Genomic DNA, 22,402 nt, shown 5'->3' with positions numbered 1-22,402 from the left:
GACCTTGGGTCGAAAATTCCCTATCCCCATCAATCAACATATTCACGCAAACGCACGAGACCGCGATGACCATTGCCCTGCCAGCCAAAGCCGACGCCCTTGAAAACGGACTGATCGAAATTGCCCGCAAGGCCGGTGCGGCCATGATGGAAATCTACAAAACCGATTTTGAAGTCCGTTCCAAGGATGATGCAAGTCCGGTCACCGAGGCCGACGAAGCCGCCGAGGCCGTGATCCTTCCGGGTCTGCGCGCGCTGACCCCGGATGTCAAAATCGTGTCCGAGGAATCAGCAGCCAAGGGTGATGTGCCAGATGTGAATGGTGAAACGGAATTTTTCTGGCTGGTTGATCCGCTGGACGGCACCAAGGAATTCATCAAGCGCAATGGCGAATTCACCGTCAACATTGCCCTGATTGCCAAGGGTCAGCCGATTCTGGGCGTGGTCTATGCCCCGGCCATTGAAAAGCTTTACTACGGCGGCCCGGATGGCGCGAAACTGATCGAGGACGATGTTAACCCGACCATCACCAACATCACCGTGCGCGATATGCCAGAAGACGGCGTTGTTGTTGTCGGGTCGCGTTCGCATGGCGATCCCGAAGCCATGAAGGCCTTTCTTGGTGATCTTCCGGTCAAGGAACTGCGCCCGGCGGGCAGCTCGCTTAAGCTTTGCCTTGTCGCCGCAGGCGAAGCCGATCTTTACCCGCGTCTGGGTCCGACCATGGAATGGGATATCGGGGCTGGTCATGCCGTTCTGGCAGCCGCAGGCGGTGTTGTTGAAAATATGGACGGATCGCGATTCCTTTATGGAAAAGACGATTTTCGCAATCCGTTCTTCATCGCGCGCAGCCCGTCCGTACCGGTGAAATATCAAGCCTGATTTACCGCTACGCAAAGACCTGGACGAATTCATCAGCATCATCAGCGGCTTGTCCCTTGTGCATCGCACATATGACAGGCCGCTTTTGTATTGGCGCAGAAAAACCACCGTAAAAACCGCAGTTTCATTGACTTTTCGCGTGTTTTGAAATATACAGAATGTATCGCCACACTGAGTGTAGGTGACGTAAATAGCCGCCGGAATAACGGCGACGCGGTCCAGTTTCACCACCGCGGGGCGAAATCGGGCTAGAGCGTAAATTGGAGCCGCCATTTTATGGCGGCTCTGCGCTGTTCGGGCCCAAACTCCTTCCAGATATGTCATTCTTTTTTGGCTGCCATCACGTAACCGTGCGGCGTTCTTCCTTGTCATGGGCGCGCATCGTCGCTAGGTATCTGAGTAGCTTGTCTTTTCACGGATACTTGCATGTCACCCGCACTGACCATTCGACCCTATTCCGAAGGTGCCCTTAGCCAGGCCGCAGCAAAACTGCGCGCCGGTGAACTTGTGGCCTTTCCGACCGAGACGGTCTATGGACTGGGTGCGGATGCCACCAATGCCGATGCGGTTGCCGGTATCTATGCCGCAAAGCAGCGGCCAAGCTTCAACCCGCTGATCAGCCATTTTCCCGACCGCGACGCGGCGGCAAAGCATGCGGTCTTTGATGCCCGCGCCGACAAACTGGCCGGGGCATTCTGGCCCGGTGCGCTGACACTGGTTCTGCCCCGTCAAAAAGACAGTAATGTCTGCGAACTGGTCACCGCAGGTCTTCCAAGCATTGCCGTACGTGTTCCGGCCCATCCGATGGCGCGTGAATTGTTGCGCGCGGTCGGTCGGCCGATTGCTGCCCCGTCTGCGAACCGTTCCGGGCGCATCAGCCCGACCACAGCAGGCCATGTTGCCCATTCCCTTGGCGATGCGATCAGCATGATCCTTGATGGTGGTCCTTGTGGTGTCGGGCTTGAAAGTACGGTCATTGACCTGACCACGGATCGGGTGGTGATGCTGCGTCCCGGCGGGATTACCATGGAACAGGTTGCAGAGGTTCTTGGCTGTGCGGTCATCATGGCCGAAACCGACGATACCGCACCCAAAAGCCCCGGCATGCTGACCAGCCATTATGCGCCGGGTCTGCCGGTGCGCCTTGATGCAAAAACCGCTGATAGTGCCAAATATGGTAATGAAATCCTTCTGGCCTTTGGCGATTGCAACACCAGGGGATTTGACGCGGTTCTTTGGTTATCCAGAACCGGCGATGACCGCGAAGCGGCTGCCAATCTGTTTGCCAAACTTCATGAAGCCGACCAGAAACGTTTTGACGGCATTGCGATTGCGCCAATCCCCGATAGCGGACTTGGACTTGCGATCAATGACCGCATGAAACGTGCCGCAGCCCCGCGCGCACCGCATCCATCGCCCTGACACGGATATCGCCATGCCCTTTTTGCCAGACGGCGCGATCAATGATCTCAAAGACCTGCTTGGCCCCAAGGGCTGGAGCACCGATCTTGACGTTCTGGCACCGCATAATGCCGAGGCCCGTGGCAAGTTCAAAGGTCAGGCGGAAATCGTCCTGTTTCCGGCCAGTACCGAAGAAGTCGCCAAGGCGGTTGCGATCTGTGCCGCCCATGACATTGCCATTGTTCCGCAAGGCGGCAATACCGGACGATGCGGCGGGGCAGTTGCCGGTTCCAAACAGGTTCTTTTGAACCTGAAGCGCATGAACGCGATTATTGAAATTGACGAGCGCGATTTTACCGCGACCGTCGAAGCCGGTGCGATCCTGCAAACCATTCAGGAAGCCTGTGCCAGGCATGATCTTCTTTTCCCGTTATCACTCGGGGCCGAGGGCAGCTGTCAGATCGGTGGCAATCTTGCGACCAATGCCGGTGGCTTGAACGTCATTCGTTATGGCAATGCGCGGGATTTGTGCCTTGGCCTTGAGGTCGTCCTGCCTGATGGCAGCATCTGGAACGGGCTTTCCAAACTGCGCAAGGACAATAGCGGGTATGATCTTCGCGATCTGTTTATCGGCGCCGAAGGTACACTTGGCATCATCACCAAGGCGACGCTTAAACTGTTTGCCCGTCCCCAGCATGTCGCCACCGCATGGCTTGCCGTGCCATCGCCGGAATGCGCGATTGATCTGCTGGCCCTTGCCCGCCGCCATACCGGCGATGCGATTGCGGCGTTTGAGTTGATCAGCAGCTTTGCCCATGATCTGTCGGTGACCTATCTTAAGGGCCTGACGCGGCCGCTTGCGACCAAGACGAACTGGCATGTCTTGATCGAGCTGACATCGTCGCGCCCGAAGGATGATCTGGAAACACTTCTGGTCGATCTGTTGGCGCAGGCGGTGGAGATCGGGCTTGCGACGGATGCGACCCTTGCGCAGTCCGAAGCACAGCGCAAAAACCTGTGGGCGATCCGCGAAGGCATCCCCGAGGCGCAAGGCTATGAAGGCGGATCAATCAAGCATGACGTATCGGTGCCGGTTTCAAAGGTTGCCGAGCTTTTGAAACGCGGCATGGCGAGCGCGGATGCGCTGATACCCGGCATTCGCCCCTGCCCGTTTGGCCATGTGGGTGACGGCAATATCCATTTCAACTTTACCCAGCCCGCCACCATGGACAAGCAAGCCTATCTTGCGCAGTGGGAAAGCCTGAACAGTGTCATTCACGATATTGTCACCGAGCTTGGCGGATCGATCAGTGCCGAACACGGCATCGGACAGCTTAAGCGCGAAGAGCTTGCGCATTATGCCAGTGTGGAAAAACTGAAATTGCTGCACGCGATCAAGGCGGCAATTGATCCAGATGGCAGGCTTAATCCGGGCAAGATATTGTAATTACCTAACAAAACCTGCCTCATTTCGACACAACTCGTCCATCTATTCGAGCTCTTGCAGGGTCACTTAATTCTCTTCAGTTATGTCGCGACAGACTATTGCAACTTTTGCTTGATTTTATCAGATAAATACACTCAAAATAAATTCTCAAACTCAACGCGACGGAGCCAAATCAATGTCGGCAGATGCTTTCAAAGAATTTCTATTCAAAATGGATGGAATAAATAACAATGCTCCACGTTTCAAATGTATCGTAGCATACGAATCAAAACATGGATTTGAAACTGACAATACGTACGGATGGATGTCTGTCACCACAATGGAGCACGGGAACATTTCATTGGTTGAAACAAAAAAAATCACAAGCGACAATTACCATCTAGACTTCACACCCACATACCAAAATTATTCATTTAAAGGAAAAACTCTAACTATTAAAGGACAGTCAGATAAAATGGGAAATTACAAAGTAACCATCACACCAACTGAATCTTATTAAATGCCATACAGAGCAAAATCGGAAAAATTAAATAAGCGAAGTTGATATAAATTTGGCATTTATTAATCAGAGAATACAATACACTCATCTAAGTTTTTCCTTTGCGCGCCTATTGATATGTAAGCATTGCACCTTAAACTGAAAGTTTCTCTGTGTTCAATGTCGATCCCTATGCGCCCCTTGATACGCCCAAACAGATTGCACCGGGCGTCTGGATTGTTGATGGCCCGGTGATCAGGTTTCAATATGCCGGGCTTAAACTGCCCTTCCCGACCCGGATGACAATCATTCGACTTCAAAGCGGGAAACTGTTTGCCCATTCGCCAATCCGGCTCAATGAAACGCTTCGGGCCGAGGTCGATGCGCTGGGTGAGGTTGCCTATCTGATTGCGCCCAACACCATCCATTATGCCGGTCTGCCTGACTGGCAAAAGGCCTATCCGGATGCACTGGCATTTTGTGCGCCCGGCGTGATCAAGCGTGCCAAATCGGTTGGCATATCAGTACGCTTTGACGGTGAACTGGCTAACAGTGCCGAGCCCGACTGGGCCGATGACATCAAACAGGTGCTGGTTCGGGGCGGCTATCTGAACGAAGCAGTCTTTTTCCACAGCGCTTCCGAAACCCTGATCCTGACCGATCTGATCGAGAATTTCGAACCGCAAAAGGTCAAAAGCCCGTTCTGGCGGTTCATGCTGCGTCTGTTCGGAACCATGGATCCGGATGGATCCGCCCCGCGTGACATGCGGGCAACCTTTATCGGCCATCGTGGTCATGTGCGCAAATGCGTTGAAACCATGATCGGCTGGAACCCGAAGCGCGTCATTCTTGCCCATGGGCGCTGGTACGACACCAATGCAGTTGCAGAGCTTAACCGTGCCTTCCGCTGGGTCCTGAAATAAATCGAATGCAAAAAGGGCGCCCCGCGGGACGCCCTTTTCAGTTTCATGGTCAAAGTCGCAGGCTTATTCGCCCGGACCGGCCCATGGATCCATGGCATTGAGCTTGTCCTGACGACGGACCTCAGACGACTTTTTCCAATCGCCACCAAATGCAGCTTCTTCCCACGAGCCGTAGCTCGGGTTTGGCAGCATGAACCAGCGCTCGCCCCAATAGGTCGCGTATTTGTCCATGACTTCAAGGCGTTCTGCGATCGAACCATCAATCTCGTCGGTGAAGTCGCCGAAATTGTCACCAAATTGCATGATCACACGGTAATCATCCGCAACCGCCTTGCGACGCGGCGTTTTGTTCGATCCCCATGCTTCGACTTCACCACGCAACATGACGTGTTTTTCGTCAGCATAGGGGAAACCGTATTTTTTCAGGTTTTCGATGGTCGGTGTTTCTTCCGGTGCCTTGCGGTTTGACACATAGAAGACTTCCACACCCTTGGCCGCAGCAGCCTTGGTGAATTCAAGCGCGCCCGGGGTCGGGGTCGACACCATGTCATGAACGAATTTCGCCCAGGTTTTGGAGCTGTAATGCGTGCTCTCGGTTACAACCCATGCCTGATATTTCGAGTTGTCCAGAACCGTCTCATCAACGTCCAGAATAACTGCCGGCGGCTTGGACATATAGTTGCCGTCCTGCTCAAGTGCTGCGGTCCAGCTGTGATCGCCAATGGCCGCATCAAGCAGACGGGTCGCACCGGCATAGACCGAAATGGCGGTCGTTTTATATTCGACCGAGGTCTGAAGCCAAAGGGTGCCGTTCAAACCGTCATTCTGTGCAGGTTCCTGCGCCTGTGCACCAAAAGCACAAAGGGCGCTGGTCGCCACAATGGCGGCCACACCAAATGATTTTGCGATAAAGGTCATTTTATATTCTCCCTGTTGATTTCCCGACCCGATGGATGCTGACCATGCAGACAGGATTTCAACAGCATGCCACTGCACTGCGACAAATAAAAAGCCTTTTTCCAGTTCTTGCCGGAAAAAGGCTTTTGCCAGCGGTTTGAAAATAACGCCAAACCGGTGATTATATTTGGAATTCACTCAGGCCGTGGGACGCTTTTCAAATATGTCAAAGCCGTCTTCCAGTGCGGGTTCTTCGTGAATTTTGTCGACGCGCGCATGGGGAGGCCCGTCGTAACAGGCCGTAATCATCGATTGCACCACATCGACCGGACCGCAAAACACCGCCTCTACCGTGCCATCGGTGCGATTGCGCACCCAGCCGGTGAGATCGCGCTTGCGGGCTTCCTCGACGGTCCATGCGCGATACCATACACCCTGTACCCTGCCCTCGATCCGGGCATGAACAGATATGTTGCCAGATCCGGTCTGTGGATCGGGGCGTGTGTCGGTCATGAAAACCTCCCTCGCCTTGGCGTTTCCGGGTTACTTGGCGCCCGGAATTTTTGCATGCAGATGGGCAGTATCAACGAATTTCTGTTTCTGCTCTTCCGATGCCGGGGCCTGATGGTTGTCCTTCCATGCGTCATAGGTCATGCCATAGACAACTTCGCGCGCCCCGTCATAATCCATCGCAACGCCATGGTCGCGTGCAGCAGCCAGATACCATTTGGCAAGGCAGTTGCGGCAGAAACCGGCAAGGTTCATCAGATCAATATTCTGAACATCCTTGCGGTCCTGAAGATGCAGGACAAGACCGCGAAAGGCCGCAGCTTCGAGTTCCAGCTTGGTTTGCGGATCAAGGTCGGCGGCCGGACCATTGGCCAGAACGGCCTCGGTTGACATTTCAGAACCGGCGCAATCAGACATGCTCCATACTCCCAGCAGTGCGGTGTTGTTCAAGTTGTTCAATCATGGCCGGAACGTCAGCGATGCTTTCAGCGGTCACGACATTCTGGTTTTCAATCTCGGTCTGGTCGACCATTTCATGAACCCAGGTTATTTCATAGGGAATGTGGATCGCAGTCCCGCCGCACGCAAGGACCGGCAGGATATCGGATTTCATCGAATTGCCGATCATGATCGCGTCTTCGGGCTCGACACCATAGCGCCCAAAGATGTTGCGATAGGTCAGCGGATCCTTTTCCGAGACAATCTCGATCCCGTCAAACAGGTCTTCGAACCCGGAACGGTCGATTTTAAGCTGCTGTGCGATCAGATCACCCTTGGTGATCAGAACGACCTTGTAGCGTGGATTTTCCGCATAACGGCGCAGAACTTCGACCGCACCATCAATGATACGGGTCGGGGCGCGCAGCATGGATTTGCCGATCTCGGCCAGTTTGTGAATATCTTCTGCACTGATCTTGCGATCAGAAAGCTCGATCGCGGTTTCAATCATCGACAGGGTAAAGCCGGTGATCCCGTAGCCATAGATCGACAGGTTTGCCAGTTCGGCCTGATACAGGCGGTCATCGACCTGTTCGGGGGCAACATAATGGCCCAGCATTTCACGCAACTGAATGTGCGCTTCGCGGAAAAGTGGCTCGTTGTGCCACAGGGTATCATCGCCATCAAAAGCAATCAGTTTATACATTCTTTCGCCTCGTTTCTTGTTATTGGATGGCCGTGTTCATCGGGAATTACAGCCTCGATTTGCGACCATATGGCAGTGCAAACCCGCAGTAAAGCCCCGTTATCTGTATTTAATATTCGCAAATGCACAGTGAAAGGGGTTGAAAACGGAAGTGTTTGCACAGGCTAAAAGAAAAGCCGCCTGAGATTGCTCTCGGACGGCTATTTTGAGAAACGATTGTGAACTCTCACTACCTAACATTTACATGCGTGCTAGGAGCTCGATGTTCTAAGTCTGTTACCGGGGAGTGCAGATAATAGTCGGTCATCAGATAAACAAACTCTTTAACTTGATTAGTATCCTCGTGATCGACATTGAACTGAAAATCATCATCGTTTTGAGCATACGCTATGGGTAAACTCAGTGCTTCAATTCTCTCGACCATTCGCGCGCTAGACAAACGAACAAGAACTCCTTTAGCACTCGCAGAGGCCAAACGACGATAAAGTAGAGGCTTCCCTTTGATAACTCCCAACAAATCTTCATTTGCTGGAATTACTATATTCAGTTCATCAGTAATATAGTTAAACGCATCAACAGACTTCTGGATCGTTGCCGCCCTCAATCCTGTCATCATTTCAAACTTTGAACGGTTGAAGATGTAAACAGAATTCCTCCACACGATTACACAAGGTTGAATGATAAAGTGGAAGACATCCCCCTGGAATTCTTCCAGTCGATTGTCTGCATTCCAAGCAACCGACAAACCCTTTTTCCTCACGATTGTAGAGGACAAAGATCGTGTGACAAAATAAACTGTCTCACCAGCAAGATTGACATTAATTGTGAACATATCAAGATTTTCAGAATACGCATGATCCCTTGGATCAAGCACCCCCGCATCTTCAGAGTTCACAATTCCATCAATGAACGCTGCAACTTCATCAGAATCTTCTGCACTCCAGAATCCGATCTGTCCTTCAACCATGTTGTCGAACGTGTATTCTTCAATTTGGTCCAACACATCATCGCCCCGAAGCACTTCTATAGCCTCATCCCGGAACTTTTCGGAGAGCTCGTCTTCCAGCACAGCCCTCCTCCACCCATCGTGGAGATCACCTTTAATCCGTGAGTGCGTGCATACTAGCGGGACAACATCACCGGCAATTTCTTCAATCAAGTTTTGCAGGTCACGAAAGTGAGTTTTTCCTACTTGCAAGTCGGGCATTCAATTCACCTTAGATGTTGTGCGCGCTAACTACCGTAATAGTATACCCCAACTGCACTAACCTCTTTCAACCTTAAATTTCTATTTCCACTAATATTCTTAGATGCCGAAATAAGGACAACAGGTCGTTTGTTCTGACCTCTTGTCTCAAAGGCTCGATAAAGATGAAAGTCAACGGCCAGAAAAAGAGGATTTACGTAGACTTTATCCATCAGAATGTAGATTGAAAACACGACAATGTAAGTTGCCAAAACTGAGAAAACCTGATCCGCTTGATCCAATCCAGCTGTGACTATTATTGGCAGGTAACCAAGCACATAAATTAAAACTTCGCTATCAGCCGCCTCAATGTCCTCCAACTGAACATAGCGTTCTTTTGGTTTCGATGCGTATAGCAGCAGTCCACCACCAACAATAAATCCAAGCCCTCCTAGCCCTAACAAAGCAGTTCCCCAAATGGGATCAATTCCCTTTGTAAAGAGGCACTTCCCCCCAGCTATAAGAAACAAGGGCGCATAAGATGAGAAAACGAACACTAACTTATAATATGATCGCATAATTATCTCGAACAAAACAAGAACAAATCATAGCGTAACATGATTTATCCATAATGCAAAACACCTCAAGCAGCATAGGCTGCTTGAGGTGTTAGAGTCACACATTGGAGTTAACTTTTATTCGTCTTTTTCGAACTCGATGATAATTGCATCGACCGACAGGTTTGCACCCTGCTCGGCATGGATCTTTTTGACCACGCCCTTGCTTTCGGCCTTCAGCACGTTTTCCATCTTCATGGCTTCGAGGATACAAAGTTCCTGTCCTGGCTGAACCGTCTGGCCTTCGGTCACGGATACCTTGACCAAAAGACCCGGCATCGGCGATTGCAGGAAGTTAGACATGTCTGGCGGCGCCTTGAACGGCATCAGTTTCTGAAGCTCTGCCACGCGGGGCAGAAGTACCTTGAAGCTGCGCTGAACACCGTTTGACGACAGGCGGAAGCCAATACCTTCGATATCGATCTGAACGCAGACCAATTCACCATCGATTTCACCGACAAACATCGGATCACCGATTTTCCAGTCCGACACCACGCCATAGCTGCGATCACCGATGGCCACAATGTAATCGCCGTTAACACCATCAAACTCGATATCAAACGGGGTATGCTCATCGCCGCTGACCGCAACCCAGCTTTCGGAAACCTTGATCGGGTGGTCGCTGACCTGCCCGGTGATACCGGAATTGCGTTCGGCATAACGCTGATTAAGGTAGGCGGCGACAACAATCAGGGTCGAAGGATCTTCATCGGGAAGATCATCAGACGAGAAACCGTCGGGATATTCTTCGGCAATGAAGTTGGTGGTGATATTGCCATCCTGGAACCGTTTATTGGCCATGACAGCGGCCAGGAACGGGATGTTGTGGGAAATCCCACGGATGTAATAGGCATCAAGGGCGCTACGCATTTCGGCAATCGCCTGATCACGGGTTTCCCCATAGGTGATCAGTTTTGCGACCATCGGATCGTAATACATCGAAATCTCGCCGCCTTCATAGACGCCGGTATCAACGCGCACCGTCGCACTTTCTGCGGGCGGTTGATATTTCACCAGACGCCCGGTAGATGGCAGGAATTCGCGGAACGGGTCTTCGGCATAGACGCGGGTTTCCATCGCCCAGCCGGTCATGGTTACGTCATCCTGTTTAAGGGTCAGTTCCTGCCCGTCGGCGATCCTGATCATCCATTCGACAAGGTCCTGCCCGGTGACAAGTTCGGTCACCGGATGTTCGACCTGAAGACGGGTGTTCATTTCAAGGAAGTAGAAATTCTTGTCCTTGTCGACGATGAATTCCACGGTCCCGGCCGAGCAGTAATCCACCGCACGCGCCAGTGCCACGGCCTGTTCGCCCATGGCCTTGCGGGTTGCCGGATCGATAAAGGGTGACGGGGCTTCTTCAACGACCTTTTGGTGGCGGCGCTGAATGGAACATTCACGCTCGCCGAGATAGATCGCATTGCCGTGCTTGTCGGCCAGCACCTGAATTTCAATATGGCGCGGTTCTTCAACGAATTTTTCGACAAAGACACGGTCATCACCAAACGAGCTTGCCGCTTCCGACGTCGCACGTTCGAACCCTTCGCGGCATTCGGCGTCATTGCGCGCGATACGCATACCCTTGCCACCACCGCCCGCGGATGCTTTCAGCATCACCGGATAGCCGATTTCGTTGGCGATCTTGATGGCCTCGTCGGTATCCTTGATCACGCCCATATAGCCCGGAACCGTGGAAACCCCGGCATCCGCGGCGATTTTCTTGGATGTAATCTTGTCACCCATGGCGGCAATCGCACCATTCGGCGGGCCGATAAAGGCGATATTGGCGGCATCAAGGGCCTTGGCGAAGGCCTGATTTTCCGACAGGAAACCATAGCCCGGATGCACGGCCTCGGCACCGGTTGCCTTACAGGCTTCGATGATCTTGTCGATGATCAGATAGGACTGGTTGGTCGGGGCCGGACCGATATGGACGGCCTCGTCAGCCATCTGCACATGCAGGGCAGCTTTATCCGCATCGGAATAAACCGCGACGGTTTTGATGCCCATCTTGCGGGCTGATTTGATCACACGGCAGGCAATTTCACCGCGGTTGGCAATCAGGATTTTCGAAAACATGGATGTCTCCCAATATGTCTTGGCGGATTACAACGGAATGTTGCCGTGTTTCTTTTCCGGGTTCTTGATGTCTTTGTTGCGCAGCATGCCAAGCGCCTTGCAAATGCGGCGGCGTGTACCGTGCGGCATAATGACATCATCGATAAAGCCCTTGCGGCCCGCGACAAACGGGTTGGCGAATTTTTCGCGATATTCCTCGGTGCGGGCTTCGATCTTGGCCGGATCATTCATGTCAGACCGGAAGATAATTTCCACAGCCCCCTTTGGCCCCATCACCGCAATTTCCGCGGTCGGCCAGGCATAGTTGACATCACCGCGCAGATGTTTGGACGCCATAACGTCATAGGCGCCGCCATAGGCCTTGCGCGTGATTACGGTGACTTTTGGCACCGTTGCCTCGGCATAGGCATAAAGAAGCTTGGCACCATGTTTGATGATCCCGCCATATTCCTGTGCGGTGCCCGGCATGAAGCCCGGCACATCAACAAGAGTGACAATCGGAATGTTATAGGCATCGCAGAACCGCACAAAACGCGCGGCCTTTTTGGAACTGTCGATATCAAGGCAACCGGCCAGAACCATCGGCTGGTTGGCGACAACACCGACGGTACGGCCATCCATACGCGCCATGCCAATGATGATGTTTTTGGCGTAGTCAGGCTGAATTTCAAAGAAATCGCCCTCATCGACGATCTTTGCAATCAGCTCCTTCATGTCATAGGGCATGTTGGGGTTTTCAGGCACCAGCGTATCAAGCGAGAAGTCATCACGCGTGATCGGGTCTTCGCACAGATGGGCGGGTGGGTCTTCCTTGTTACACAGCGGCAGGAAGTCCATGAAACGACGGGTCTGCAGCAACAGATCAACGTCATTGTCAAAGGCCAGATCGGCAACGCCCGAAACCGATGTATGCGTTGACGCACCACCAAGCTGTTCGTGGGTGACTTCCTCGTGGGTCACGGTCTTGACCACATCGGGACCCGTCACGAACATATAGGAGCTGTCCTTGACCATGAAGATGAAGTCGGTCATGGCCGGGCTGTAAACAGCGCCACCGGCACAGGGCCCCATGATCAGGGAAATCTGCGGAATAACGCCCGATGCCTCGACATTGCGCTGGAACACATCGGCATAACCGGCAAGACTTTCGACACCTTCCTGAATACGGGCACCGCCCGAATCATTCAGACCGATGACCGGAGCACCGACCTTCATCGCCTGATCCATGATCTTTCCGATCTTGCGCGCGTGCGCCCCGGAAAGTGCACCGCCAAACACGGTGAAGTCCTGCGAAAACACAAAAACAAGCCGACCATTGATCGTACCGTGACCGGTGACAACACCATCGCCCGGGATGCGGTTTTCGGTCATGCCGAAATCCACACAATCATGTTCGACAAACATATCCCATTCTTCGAAGGAACCCTCATCAAGCAACACATCAAGACGTTCACGTGCAGTGAGCTTGCCTTTGGCGTGCTGATTATCAATGCGTCGCTGGCCACCACCCATGGCGGCTTCGGCGCGTTTCGCTTCGAGCTTGGCGATGATTTCTTGCATCTTGCGTTTTCCTTGCTGTGAACGGGCGTTTTGCACATTTCGCCCAATGTGCGCGTCCTGAGAATGAAATAGCATTATTCGGTACTGGAATGCCAATTATTTTTGACAGTTTGGTCTCATGCCAAAATCGACCGCAAAGGCCTGATTTCCCTAACGTCATTGTGATATGTGAGAAGAAGCTGGACTAAAGTCTAGAGGTGGGCGCAAGCAAGCTTCATCAGAAACCGCGATTTACCCGTTCAGCAGCGCCAAAAGCAACCGCCCCTCATCAACAATCCGGGGCAGCACAACTTCTTCAGCCCCGATCAATATGCTTCGCGCTTTGCCGCCATCTCATGAATGAGTGATGACAAACTGTCGCCGCACAAGAGCTTATCACATTCTTCGCAGCTTTCCGCGACGCCCGTCTTGTGGAAGCAATATTTATTCCGCCCGCATTCCTTGGCACGATAAAGCGCCCGATCAGCATCGTTGTAAATCAACTCCGGATTGCTTTCGCCATCATGACAGGTTGTTATGCCGATGCTTGCGCCCACATGGATTGTCTGACCGTCAATGATATGGGGCTTTGAAATTTCCTCGATGATCCGGCTGGCCGGTATTGCGGCATCGGTCACTTTTTCAATCAGCGGCAGGATAATCGCGAATTCATCCCCGCCAAGCCGGGCGACAACATCCGCGCCACGCGAATGGGTCTTGATGATTTCGCCAACCCTGATCAGAAGCTTGTCGCCCATCGGATGACCGTATGTGTCATTAACGGCCTTGAAGTAATCAAGATCGAGCAACATCAAAACCACGTTCTTTTTATAACGGCGGTTTAGCTGCACAATCTGCGAAAGCATTGTATTGAACTGATAGCGGTTGGCCAGACCGGTCAACTGATCGGTTTGGGCAAGACGTCTGATTTCTTCCTCAACCGCTTTGGACGGCGTGATGTCGGTATGCGTGCCCGACATACGAAGCGGCTTGCCCGCATCATCCCATTCCACAACCTTGCCACGGTCAAGAACCCAGACCCAGTGTCCGTCCTTGTGGCGCATCCGGCATTCACATTCGTAATACTCGTCCTGTCTGGCAAAAACCCGTTCAAGCCGCGTATTGGACTGTTCAAGATCGTCCGGATGACAATAGGTAATCCATGTTTCGATGCTGGTATTGCCAAGCTCTTCAAGACGATAGCCAATGATATCGGCCCATCTTTCGTTAAAACGAACATCCCCGGTCTGGACGTGCCATTCCCAGGTCCCGACATTGGTCCCCCAAATGATTTCATCAAGGCGTTGACGTTCGCTTGACAGGGCATGGTTCACATCAACCAGCTGTTGCTCATAGTTTTTACGATCAGTCACATCGAAATTTGTTGAATGGATAAACTGGCGCTCGTCAAGTTCGATCAGGCCGGCATGGATCTGGATGTCACGCAAGGATCCGTTGGCCAGCCGATGCTGCACATCAAAACTTGCCGCTCCCTTTTCCAGAACATCGATAATATGTTTTCTGACTTCACCGCTACCATTCACATTAAGATCAAGAATGGTACGTCCGATCAGACCGTCATCCTCAAACCCGTAGAATGCCTTGGCCGCATTACTGGCATCAACAATACGCCCGTCAGCGGGATCAATCAGCAAATTGACCGCTGTCGTATTCTTGAACATCTGGCGATAGAGCCGTTCGCGTTCCTGAATGGCCACTTCGGCCTTTTTCACCGCGTTGATATCGGCAAAGGATACGATGACGCCATCAAAGCTTTTGTTGTCTTCGCTAAATAACGGTTCGGCATTGATCCGTATCCAGGAAAACGAGCCATCTGGCTGATTAACCCCCATCACGATATCGGCCTGACTTTTGTGGGTCGCCATAACCTTTGCCGCCGGATGATCTTCGCCCGGAAAAGGAGATCCGTCGACATGCACACAATTCCATCGCGGATCAATCGGCGTGACCCCGGTTAACTCGTCCGCCGTGAGGCCAAGGATCGAAAGGGCCGCATGGTTAAATTCGACAATTGCGCCCGAAGCATCATGAACAACCACACCTTCGGCCAATGCTTCAAGAAGGCGCTTGTAGCGTCGCTCGGCATCGCGCGATGAATCTTCACCGCGTAACTGGCTCTGTTGTGCTTTCATATTTGCAGCAGGCGTCATTCGGATCGTTGCCTTCAAATCAGTCCAGACCAGCTTTGATCGGCCTGTTTTCATTCCTCACCCACGTTCCACCACACATGCGACAGAACAAAGAAACTAATACTACGGTATATAATACACTTCCATCACTTATACCATTGGAGAGTGCACACCAATTGATTTCCAGCATAACCACGCGTGTAAAAAAGCGCCGAAACACCAAAACAAGAAAAGGGGCAGTTTCCTGCCCCTTTTCTTGTGAAATCTCTGAAATGTTTCGGCCGGTGTCAGCTGCCAGACAGCAACTCCAGATATCGGCCGGTTGCCAGCAATTCTGCCTTGTGGCGCTCACATCGTGCCACGGCCTCGGCATCATCGCCCCACTGCTCTATCGCGTATTCTTCGTCAAGCATCGCGCATTCAAAGGCGTGCTGCGCATCGATCTCGCGCTTCATCACGGCAAGACCAATGACCACGGAACCCGATACCGTGGTCAGACTGTGCAAGGCGGTCAGATGATAGTCATCAAAGCTTTTTACATGGTCCTGCAAACGCAAAAGCGATTGATCATCCTGACTGATCGGCATTACGCCTTCAGTCACGGCAAGCGCAACATCAAGATCGGACTTTGCCCAGTCAAGAAGCGGTTGCCATGCCCTGGCCTGACGTTCGATCAGGTCCTTGGGAAATGATGCCCGATAGCATAACAGGTCAGACCGGCCATAGCCGGTAAGTTCAGCGATAACCGCATCGCGGTGCGGACGCACCCGGTCAATGGCGGTTGCAGCCAGTTGCATGATCGGCATGGTCGCCGGTTGAACTTTTTCCCCCTGCGCATCCCATTCAGCAGCAATTTCGCGCGCCAGAATTTCAGAAGGCAGCAGGAATTCTGCCTTTGCAGGTGACTTTACCGCGCGACCATCAAGATGCACGCGCCATCCCGAACCGCTGTCATCGGCAGCAGCTTCGGCTTTTTTATAGAAGCGATTGATCGTTTTTGTAAGCATGATCGCCATATGCCTAAAAGCAGCGCGCTGTGCAAGGGCTTTTCACCGCATCAGATTGCAGTTTGGGCGATTATCAATAATTTCTGTATAATTTTTGATCAATTTACCCCATTGACCAAATAATAAACAACTCTACTCTGCTTGATGAAGATTACAAATCCGCAACAAAGCGGGCGCATTCGCGACATGGCATACGAATTGCTGTGTCATCAGGGGATTATTCGGTTGCAGGGTCGGCATAATCGACCCAAAACAGGAGGCTTCTTAACAAATGACGACTTTTACAAACCGGCTCTTGGGTGCAGCACTCGGTGCTGCGGTTGCACTTGGCGCACATTCAGCCATGGCTGAAATGGCGATCAAATTCTCGCTCGACTGGAAATTCGAAGGTCCGGCAGCACCGTATCTTCTGGCCAAGAAAAATGGCTATTTCGATGAAGAAGGTCTGGATGTGACCATTGACTCGGGCAACGGCTCGGTCGGTGCGATCACCCGTGTTGCCAGCGGTGCCTATGATGTGTCGCTTGCTGATATCAACTCGCTGGTTGAATTCAATGCATCGAACCCGGATCGTGCCATGAAGTCGATCTTCATGGTCTATGACCGCCCGCCCTTCTCGCTGTTCATGCTCAAGAAATCGGGCATCACCAAGCCGGAAGACCTGATTGGTAAAAAACTCGGCGCCCCGGTCTTTGATGCATCGCGCAAGCTTTATCCTGCATTTGCTTCGGCAACCGGCCTTGAACTTGATGCCGTAACCTGGGAAAGCATGGATCCGCCGCTGCGTGAACCGATGCTGGTACGTGGCGATGTCGATGCGATTTCCGGCCACTATTTCACCTCGATCCTCAACCTTCAGGCACAGGGCGTTACCAAGGATGACCTGACCGTTTTCCAATACAAGGATTTCGGTATGGACTTCTATGGCAATGGCCTTCTTGCATCGCCTGACATGATGGAAAACCATGCCGAAGAACTGCGCGGTTTCCTGCGCGGTGTTGTCAAAGGCTGGCGTGCGGCAATTGCCGACCCGGCATCGGCAATCGAGGCCCTTAAGGAAGTCGATCCGCTGATCGACCCGGCCCTGGAGCTGCAACGCCTTCAGATGGCGATTGATGAAAACGTCGTCACCCCGGACACCCTTGAAAATGGCATGGGCATGGTCAAAACCGACCGTATGGCCAAGGCAATCGATCAGGTCGCACTCGCATTCGGCTTTGAAAACAAGCCGACCGTTGGTGACGTCTTCACCGACGTTTTCATGCCGGGCGCAGAAGACCGTAAAATCAAGTAAGTCACGTGACATTCCGGGGCGGTCGATCATCCGCCCCGGTTTTCTATTGATGACCACCAATCCATAATAAGAACGACCGAGACAAGCAGGGGGAATGACTGCAGTGTCGAAGAGCTTTGTCGAACTCAACAATGTCAGGCTGCGCTATAGTGAAGGCGACGAGCTGGCGCTTGAAACCACCAATATGAAAATTGACAAGGGGGAATTTATTGCTGTTGTCGGCCCGTCAGGCTGCGGCAAGTCTTCCTTGCTTAAACTTGTTTCCGGTCTGATGCCCCCATCCGAGGGCAATGTCATTGTCGACAACAAGGAAGTCAGTGGCCCGCTCAAGATCGTTGGCATGGCTTTCCAGAACCCGACCCTTTTGCCCTGGCGGACCACGCTCGATAACGTGCTGTTGCCAATGGAAATCGTTAAACCGCATCGTAACCGACTGCGCAAGCATCGCGCCGAATATGAAGAACGCGCGCGCAAACTTCTGGCCAGTGTCGGCCTTCAGGGACATGAAGACAAATATCCGTGGGAACTGTCGGGCGGAATGCAGCAACGTGCATCACTTTGCCGCTCACTGATCCATGAACCTGATCTTTTGATGCTTGATGAACCGTTCGGGGCACTTGATGCCTTCACCCGCGAAGAATTGTGGGACATCTTGCAGAACCTTTGGATGGTGCGTCCCTTCACCGTCATTCTGGTGACCCATGATCTGCGCGAGGCAGCCTATCTGGCTGATACCATTTATGTAATGTCCAAGCGTCCGGGCAAAATTCTGGTGGCACGTGAAAACACCCTGCCCCGCCCGCGCGATCAGGAAACCACCTTTACCCAGCCATTCACCGACCTTGTCCATGAACTGCGCAGTCACATCCGTGACGTGCGAGAATCCTGAGGGGGCGGGCAGATATCATGAAAAAGAAACTCAACCTTTCCAAAGCAGCCCCGTGGCTTAGCGCAATTGGTCTTTTTGTTCTGTGGGAACTGATTGTCCGTATCTTCAACATTCCGCCCTATGTCCTGCCAACCCCGTCCGAAAGCATCATTGTCGGCTGGCAGTTCCATGAAGCGATCTGGATGCATGCAGTTCACACGCTTTATACGACGCTTGCCGGCTTTGCCATTGCGGTTGTGTTTGGCGTTGTGCTTGGGGCGCTGGTCGGCTCAAGCCGGGCGATATATGATGCGGCAAACCCGCTTCTGGTCGGCTTTAACTCGGTCCCGAAGGTTGCCCTTGTCCCGGTTTTGGTCATGTGGTTTGGCATCGGGACAGTTCCGGCAATCATCACCGCATTTCTGATCTCGTTCTTCCCGATTGTGGTCAACGTGGCGACGGGTCTGGCGACCCTTGAGCCGGAATTGCGCGATGTGTTGCGTTCGCTTGGCGCGACCCGTCGCGATATTCTGGTCAAGGTCGGCTTCCCGCGTGCCATGCCCTATTTCTTTGCATCGCTTAAGGTTGCGATCACGCTGGCCTTTGTCGGATCGGTAATTTCTGAAACCGTGGCATCGAATGTCGGGGTCGGGTATCTGATGCTTTCGGCGTCATCGAAATTCAACATGCCGCTGGTCTTTGCCGGTCTTCTGGTGATCGCGGTGATGGGGATTGCGATGTACGAGATATTCAACGTGATCGAGCGCCGTTCGACCAAATGGGCCAATCGCGGCAATCAGAACATCTGATCGCATTCATCAGACAAATAAAAAGGCCGGGATTTTCCCGGCCTTTTTTGGTCATACAATAGCAAGTCGTGGCTTTGGGCTAGGCCAGATGATCACCAAAGAATGCCATGGTGCGCTCCCAGGCCAGCATCGCATCTTCGCTGTCATAGCGGGCACCACTTGGATTGGCAAAGGCATGGTCGGCTTCGTACCAGTAGAACTGATAATCCGATTTACCCGCGATTCGAAGGGACTGTTCGAACCCGTCGACCATTGCCTTGTTGATGCTTTTATCAAGGGTTCCGAAATGCCCCAGAAGCGGCGCATTGAGGGTTGCGACCTGTTCCGGGGTCTTTTTGACATTGCCGTAATAGATCACAGCCGCATCAATATCGGTGGCAAGCGCCGTATTGAGCGACCAGCCACCCCCAAAGCACCAGCCAACAGAGCCAACCTTGCCCGTTGAATCCTTGTGATTGCGCAGGAATTCGACCGATGACTGCAATTTGCGGGTCGCCACAACCGGATCAAGCCCCGCCATCAGCGCCTTTGCACCATCGGGCGTGGTTGCTGGCGGCTTGCCATAGAGATCAACCGCAAGCGCAATATAGCCCTGTTTGGCATATTCGGCAGCAACGGCACGGATCTGATCATTAAGCCCCCACCATTCGTGGATCAGGATCACAGTCGGCGCAGGCAATGTTGCGGGCATGGCAATCTCGGCTGCCATCTGATCGCCTTCGGGGGTCGTGATCGTCACTTTTTCAAGCATCGACCCGGCGGCATGGGCCAGCATCGGGTCGGCAAGAATAACAGCAAGCGGCAGCGCAATAGCGCCCTTCAGAAACAGTCGACGGTCCTCATCTGTCGCCTTGGGTGGCGGACCAAGATCTTCGTGGGAACCACATCCATCAAGGGTACACATGTTCAAGCCTCCTCTGATTCTTGTTTTGTGGAATTTCCATCTTTTGCGAAAAGGCGGGGTCTTGGCAAATGACAATCATGTCATCGCCCTGGCCACGCCATAACCCCGAACATCAGATTATTCTGCCCGGTGCCTTTAATACGGTCGCATCACTGCACAAGATCATGTCGGCACGCCAAACTTTGGCAAACTGCAGCTTGCGATTGCACCTCACAGCTGGTTTAACCATCCCGTTACACGCCATTGCCGCAGGGAGACATCATGCGCGATATCGAAACCGTCCTGTTTGATCTTGGTGGGGTTCTTGTCGACTGGGATCCGCGCCATCTGTATCGCAAGATTTTTACCGACCCTGCGGAAATGGAAAAGTTCCTGTCCGAAGTCTGCCATCCGCACTGGAATTTTTTGCATGACAAGGGTGCGCTCAGCTTTGCCAATTCCATCCCGGATTTGCAGCATCGCTATCCGCATTACCACGATCAGATCGCGGCATGGAATGATCGCTGGCCGGAAATGATGAAAGGCCCGATTGAACGCACAGTCGGCATCCTCGAAGACCTGAAGGCCAGAAACAAGGTCCGTCTGTTTGCCCTTACCAACTGGTCGGCAGAAACCTGGCCCCATGCGCTTGAACGGTTCGAGTTCCTCAATCACTTCGAAGGCATTCTGGTTTCTGGTCAGGAAAAACTCGCCAAGCCAGATCCGCAGATTTTTGATCTTGTCTGCGCGCGCTTCAAGCTCAATCCGCGCGAAACACTGTTTATCGATGATAGCGAAAAGAACATCCAGCAGGCACGCGAAATGGGCTTCATGACGCACTGGTTCCGCGATCCGGTCAAGTTGCAGCGCGAAATGATCGAAGATCGCCTGTTTTAACAATGGTCCGCCACAAATGACAAAGGGCACCCGAACGGTGCCCTTTATTTTGATCCGGTCAGATATCGGGATTATCGGCGACCATTGCGCAGATAATTGCCAAAGCATTCCCCGAAGACATATTCCCAGCCCGACAGATATCCTTCACGCAGGGCCGGAGCGATATCACCGACATTTTCCCACGCCTTGTGTTCAAGGCGGATCACACAGCGCCCGAAATCATTCAGATCAAACCTGACATCAATCAGGGTAAAGTCCCCGACATCCCACCCCGGGTGCCAGGTAAAGGACAGGGCTTCACCCGGTTGCCAGTTTTCAATCCGGCCCCAGACGATGTCTTTCTTGCCTTTTACCCGCTCGATAATCTTGCCGCCCGCAACGGGATCAAGCTCAACCGCAAGACAATCCTTTTTGGAAATCGAATGGCTGTCGGTTGGCCACCAGCTGCCAAAGCCCTTGGTAAAGGCATCAAAGGCGTCTTGCGGGTCAATCGCCACCACCAGCTCGAAGCTGATCGGGGCCAGTTCCGGGTTTTTAAGCGGCGTCACGATCGTCTTCCCAGATCTTGTCGAGTATATCAGGCAGATCGTCAAAATGGCTGATCACGGCATGTGCGCCGGACGCGTGAAGCGTTTCGACATCGTGATAGCCCCAGTCAACGCCAATCGCAATCATTCCGGCAGCACGGCCCATCTCGATATCATAGCTGGTATCCCCGACAATAACAGCATTGGGCGCATCGACACCGGTTTCATCAAGAGCTGCCATGAGCATCGCCGGATTGGGTTTTGACGGATGGTTGTCGCAGGTCTGCAAAGTCACAAACCGGCCTTCAAGTTCATTGCGCGCAAGTACCGCGTCAAGACCTCGGCGCGCCTTGCCGGTTGCGACACCGCTCAGCCACTGACGACGATCAAGCTCGGCCAGAAGTTCACGCACACCGGGGAAAAGCGGCTCGTAGAAATCAGGCGTCTGGCGCAGGGTAAAGAAAGCCGTTTTATAAGCCGCAGTCACCGCTTCAATCAGGGCATTGTCAATGCGATTGGGGGCAGCCAGCTTCGTGATGGCTTCGGGCAGGCTCAGACCGATGATCGTACGGGTATTTTCAAGCCCCGGGCAATCCAGACCATGTTGTGCAAACGCATGATCCATGCAGTGCGCAATCGCGTGCTGGCTGTCAACAAGGGTGCCGTCACAATCAAATACAACAAGTCTGAGCGGGTCGGTGGTCATGCGTGGTCTTTCATCCTGAATTTCAGAAAGCCAGAACCTAATGCAAACGGAACCAAAGATCGAGTCCCTGACCAACGCAATGCAGAACCATTTTTAGTCACCCGCGAAGCATTGGAAACCACAGGTAAAATTTGATCTTCTTTTGATCACCTCAAAGAC

22 protein-coding genes are annotated in these 22,402 nt (G+C 52.7%); 9 read left to right on the top strand and 13 right to left on the bottom strand.

The annotated features are described in order from the left end of the window. Nucleotides 1-65 precede the first annotated feature (65 nt). The 5 genes from cysQ (at nucleotide 66) to WA318_RS07490 (ending at nucleotide 5,130) form a co-directional block, all read left to right on the top strand. Nucleotides 66-881: a 3'(2'),5'-bisphosphate nucleotidase CysQ gene (gene cysQ, locus WA318_RS07510; protein ID WP_336080460.1), complete on the top strand. Its 816-nt coding sequence runs from the start codon at nucleotides 66-68 to the stop codon at nucleotides 879-881. Between the two features lie 426 nt (nucleotides 882-1,307). Then, nucleotides 1,308-2,303 (top strand): L-threonylcarbamoyladenylate synthase, encoded by a 996-nt coding sequence (locus WA318_RS07505; protein WP_336080459.1) that lies wholly within the window; start codon nucleotides 1,308-1,310, stop codon nucleotides 2,301-2,303. Between the two features lie 13 nt (nucleotides 2,304-2,316). Continuing rightward, complete coding sequence (locus WA318_RS07500; protein WP_336080458.1) at nucleotides 2,317-3,729, top strand: FAD-binding oxidoreductase; 1,413 nt, start codon at nucleotides 2,317-2,319, stop codon at nucleotides 3,727-3,729. 175 nt (nucleotides 3,730-3,904) lie between these two features. After that, nucleotides 3,905-4,228, top strand: coding sequence for a hypothetical protein (locus WA318_RS07495; RefSeq protein ID WP_336080457.1), 324 nt, complete (start codon nucleotides 3,905-3,907; stop codon nucleotides 4,226-4,228). A gap of 152 nt (nucleotides 4,229-4,380) precedes the next feature. Next, entirely contained in the window at nucleotides 4,381-5,130 is a 750-nt protein-coding gene (locus WA318_RS07490) for a DUF4336 domain-containing protein (protein ID WP_336080456.1), read from the top strand. 63 nt (nucleotides 5,131-5,193) lie between these two features. On the opposite strand, the gene WA318_RS07485 is transcribed toward WA318_RS07490, so the two are convergent. The 10 genes from WA318_RS07485 to WA318_RS07440 all read right to left on the bottom strand — a co-directional run bounded on the left by WA318_RS07485 (nucleotide 5,194) and on the right by WA318_RS07440 (nucleotide 16,259). After that, nucleotides 5,194-6,048, bottom strand: coding sequence for a 5'-nucleotidase, lipoprotein e(P4) family (locus WA318_RS07485; protein ID WP_114098886.1), 855 nt, complete (start codon nucleotides 6,046-6,048; stop codon nucleotides 5,194-5,196). A gap of 177 nt (nucleotides 6,049-6,225) precedes the next feature. Then, nucleotides 6,226-6,540, bottom strand: coding sequence for an acylphosphatase (locus WA318_RS07480; protein ID WP_114098838.1), 315 nt, complete (start codon nucleotides 6,538-6,540; stop codon nucleotides 6,226-6,228). Between the two features lie 30 nt (nucleotides 6,541-6,570). Continuing rightward, a complete protein-coding gene (locus WA318_RS07475) occupies nucleotides 6,571-6,954 on the bottom strand; it encodes a DUF1244 domain-containing protein (RefSeq protein ID WP_336080455.1) in 384 nt (127 codons plus the stop codon). Continuing rightward, nucleotides 6,947-7,681: an HAD family hydrolase gene (locus WA318_RS07470; protein ID WP_336080454.1), complete on the bottom strand. Its 735-nt coding sequence runs from the start codon at nucleotides 7,679-7,681 to the stop codon at nucleotides 6,947-6,949. Before WA318_RS07470 ends, WA318_RS07475 begins: the two co-directional genes overlap by 8 nt. A 229-nt stretch (nucleotides 7,682-7,910) precedes the next feature. Beyond that, entirely contained in the window at nucleotides 7,911-8,888 is a 978-nt protein-coding gene (locus WA318_RS07465; RefSeq protein ID WP_336080453.1) for a Kiwa anti-phage protein KwaB-like domain-containing protein, read from the bottom strand. 26 nt (nucleotides 8,889-8,914) lie between these two features. Then, entirely contained in the window at nucleotides 8,915-9,445 is a 531-nt protein-coding gene (locus tag WA318_RS07460; protein ID WP_336080452.1) for a hypothetical protein, read from the bottom strand. Nucleotides 9,446-9,562: 117 nt separating this feature from the next. Beyond that, nucleotides 9,563-11,563, bottom strand: coding sequence for an acetyl-CoA carboxylase biotin carboxylase subunit (gene accC / locus WA318_RS07455; RefSeq protein ID WP_336080451.1), 2,001 nt, complete (start codon nucleotides 11,561-11,563; stop codon nucleotides 9,563-9,565). Nucleotides 11,564-11,590: 27 nt separating this feature from the next. Continuing rightward, on the bottom strand, nucleotides 11,591-13,123 hold the full coding sequence (locus WA318_RS07450) for an acyl-CoA carboxylase subunit beta (RefSeq protein WP_114098842.1): 1,533 nt from the start codon (nucleotides 13,121-13,123) through the stop codon (nucleotides 11,591-11,593). Between the two features lie 305 nt (nucleotides 13,124-13,428). Next, on the bottom strand, nucleotides 13,429-15,273 hold the full coding sequence (locus WA318_RS07445) for a sensor domain-containing protein (protein ID WP_336080450.1): 1,845 nt from the start codon (nucleotides 15,271-15,273) through the stop codon (nucleotides 13,429-13,431). Between the two features lie 266 nt (nucleotides 15,274-15,539). Next, nucleotides 15,540-16,259, bottom strand: a complete 720-nt coding sequence (locus WA318_RS07440; protein ID WP_336080449.1) for an ATP12 family chaperone protein — start codon at nucleotides 16,257-16,259, stop codon at nucleotides 15,540-15,542. A 271-nt stretch (nucleotides 16,260-16,530) separates the two neighbouring features. Between WA318_RS07440 and WA318_RS07435 the strand changes: the two genes are divergently transcribed. From WA318_RS07435 to WA318_RS07425, 3 genes are all read left to right on the top strand, one after another. Further along, a complete protein-coding gene (locus tag WA318_RS07435; protein WP_114098845.1) occupies nucleotides 16,531-17,553 on the top strand; it encodes an ABC transporter substrate-binding protein in 1,023 nt (340 codons plus the stop codon). Between the two features lie 94 nt (nucleotides 17,554-17,647). Further along, nucleotides 17,648-18,442 carry an ABC transporter ATP-binding protein gene (locus WA318_RS07430; protein WP_220150327.1) on the top strand — a complete coding sequence of 265 codons (795 nt, stop codon included), beginning with the start codon at nucleotides 17,648-17,650 and terminating at the stop codon, nucleotides 18,440-18,442. 17 nt (nucleotides 18,443-18,459) lie between these two features. Continuing rightward, nucleotides 18,460-19,230 carry an ABC transporter permease gene (locus WA318_RS07425; RefSeq protein WP_114098846.1) on the top strand — a complete coding sequence of 257 codons (771 nt, stop codon included), beginning with the start codon at nucleotides 18,460-18,462 and terminating at the stop codon, nucleotides 19,228-19,230. Between the two features lie 79 nt (nucleotides 19,231-19,309). Here the strand turns inward: WA318_RS07425 and WA318_RS07420 are convergent, their stop codons facing one another. After that, nucleotides 19,310-20,134 (bottom strand): dienelactone hydrolase family protein, encoded by an 825-nt coding sequence (locus tag WA318_RS07420; protein ID WP_114098847.1) that lies wholly within the window; start codon nucleotides 20,132-20,134, stop codon nucleotides 19,310-19,312. A gap of 261 nt (nucleotides 20,135-20,395) precedes the next feature. Here WA318_RS07420 and WA318_RS07415 point away from each other — a divergent pair, with 261 nt between their 5' ends. Then, the gene (locus WA318_RS07415; protein WP_114098848.1) at nucleotides 20,396-21,010 is read left to right on the top strand and encodes an HAD family hydrolase; all 615 of its coding nucleotides are present in this window, start codon (nucleotides 20,396-20,398) and stop codon (nucleotides 21,008-21,010) included. Nucleotides 21,011-21,081: 71 nt separating this feature from the next. Here the strand turns inward: WA318_RS07415 and WA318_RS07410 are convergent, their stop codons facing one another. Together WA318_RS07410 and WA318_RS07405 are read right to left on the bottom strand one after the other, a co-directional pair. After that, a complete protein-coding gene (locus tag WA318_RS07410) occupies nucleotides 21,082-21,558 on the bottom strand; it encodes a hypothetical protein (RefSeq protein ID WP_336080448.1) in 477 nt (158 codons plus the stop codon). Continuing rightward, a complete protein-coding gene (locus tag WA318_RS07405; RefSeq protein WP_114098850.1) occupies nucleotides 21,545-22,243 on the bottom strand; it encodes an HAD-IA family hydrolase in 699 nt (232 codons plus the stop codon). Before WA318_RS07405 ends, WA318_RS07410 begins: the two co-directional genes overlap by 14 nt. Between the last annotated feature and the right edge of the window lie 159 nt (nucleotides 22,244-22,402).

Origin of the sequence: Thalassospira sp. CH_XMU1448-2, assembly GCF_037027285.1 — a bacterium.
Taxonomy (GTDB): Bacteria; Pseudomonadota; Alphaproteobacteria; order Rhodospirillales; family Thalassospiraceae; genus Thalassospira; species Thalassospira profundimaris_C.
The sequence above is the reverse complement of the archived record's forward strand: the minus strand, read 5'-3'. Positions and strand labels throughout refer to the sequence as shown.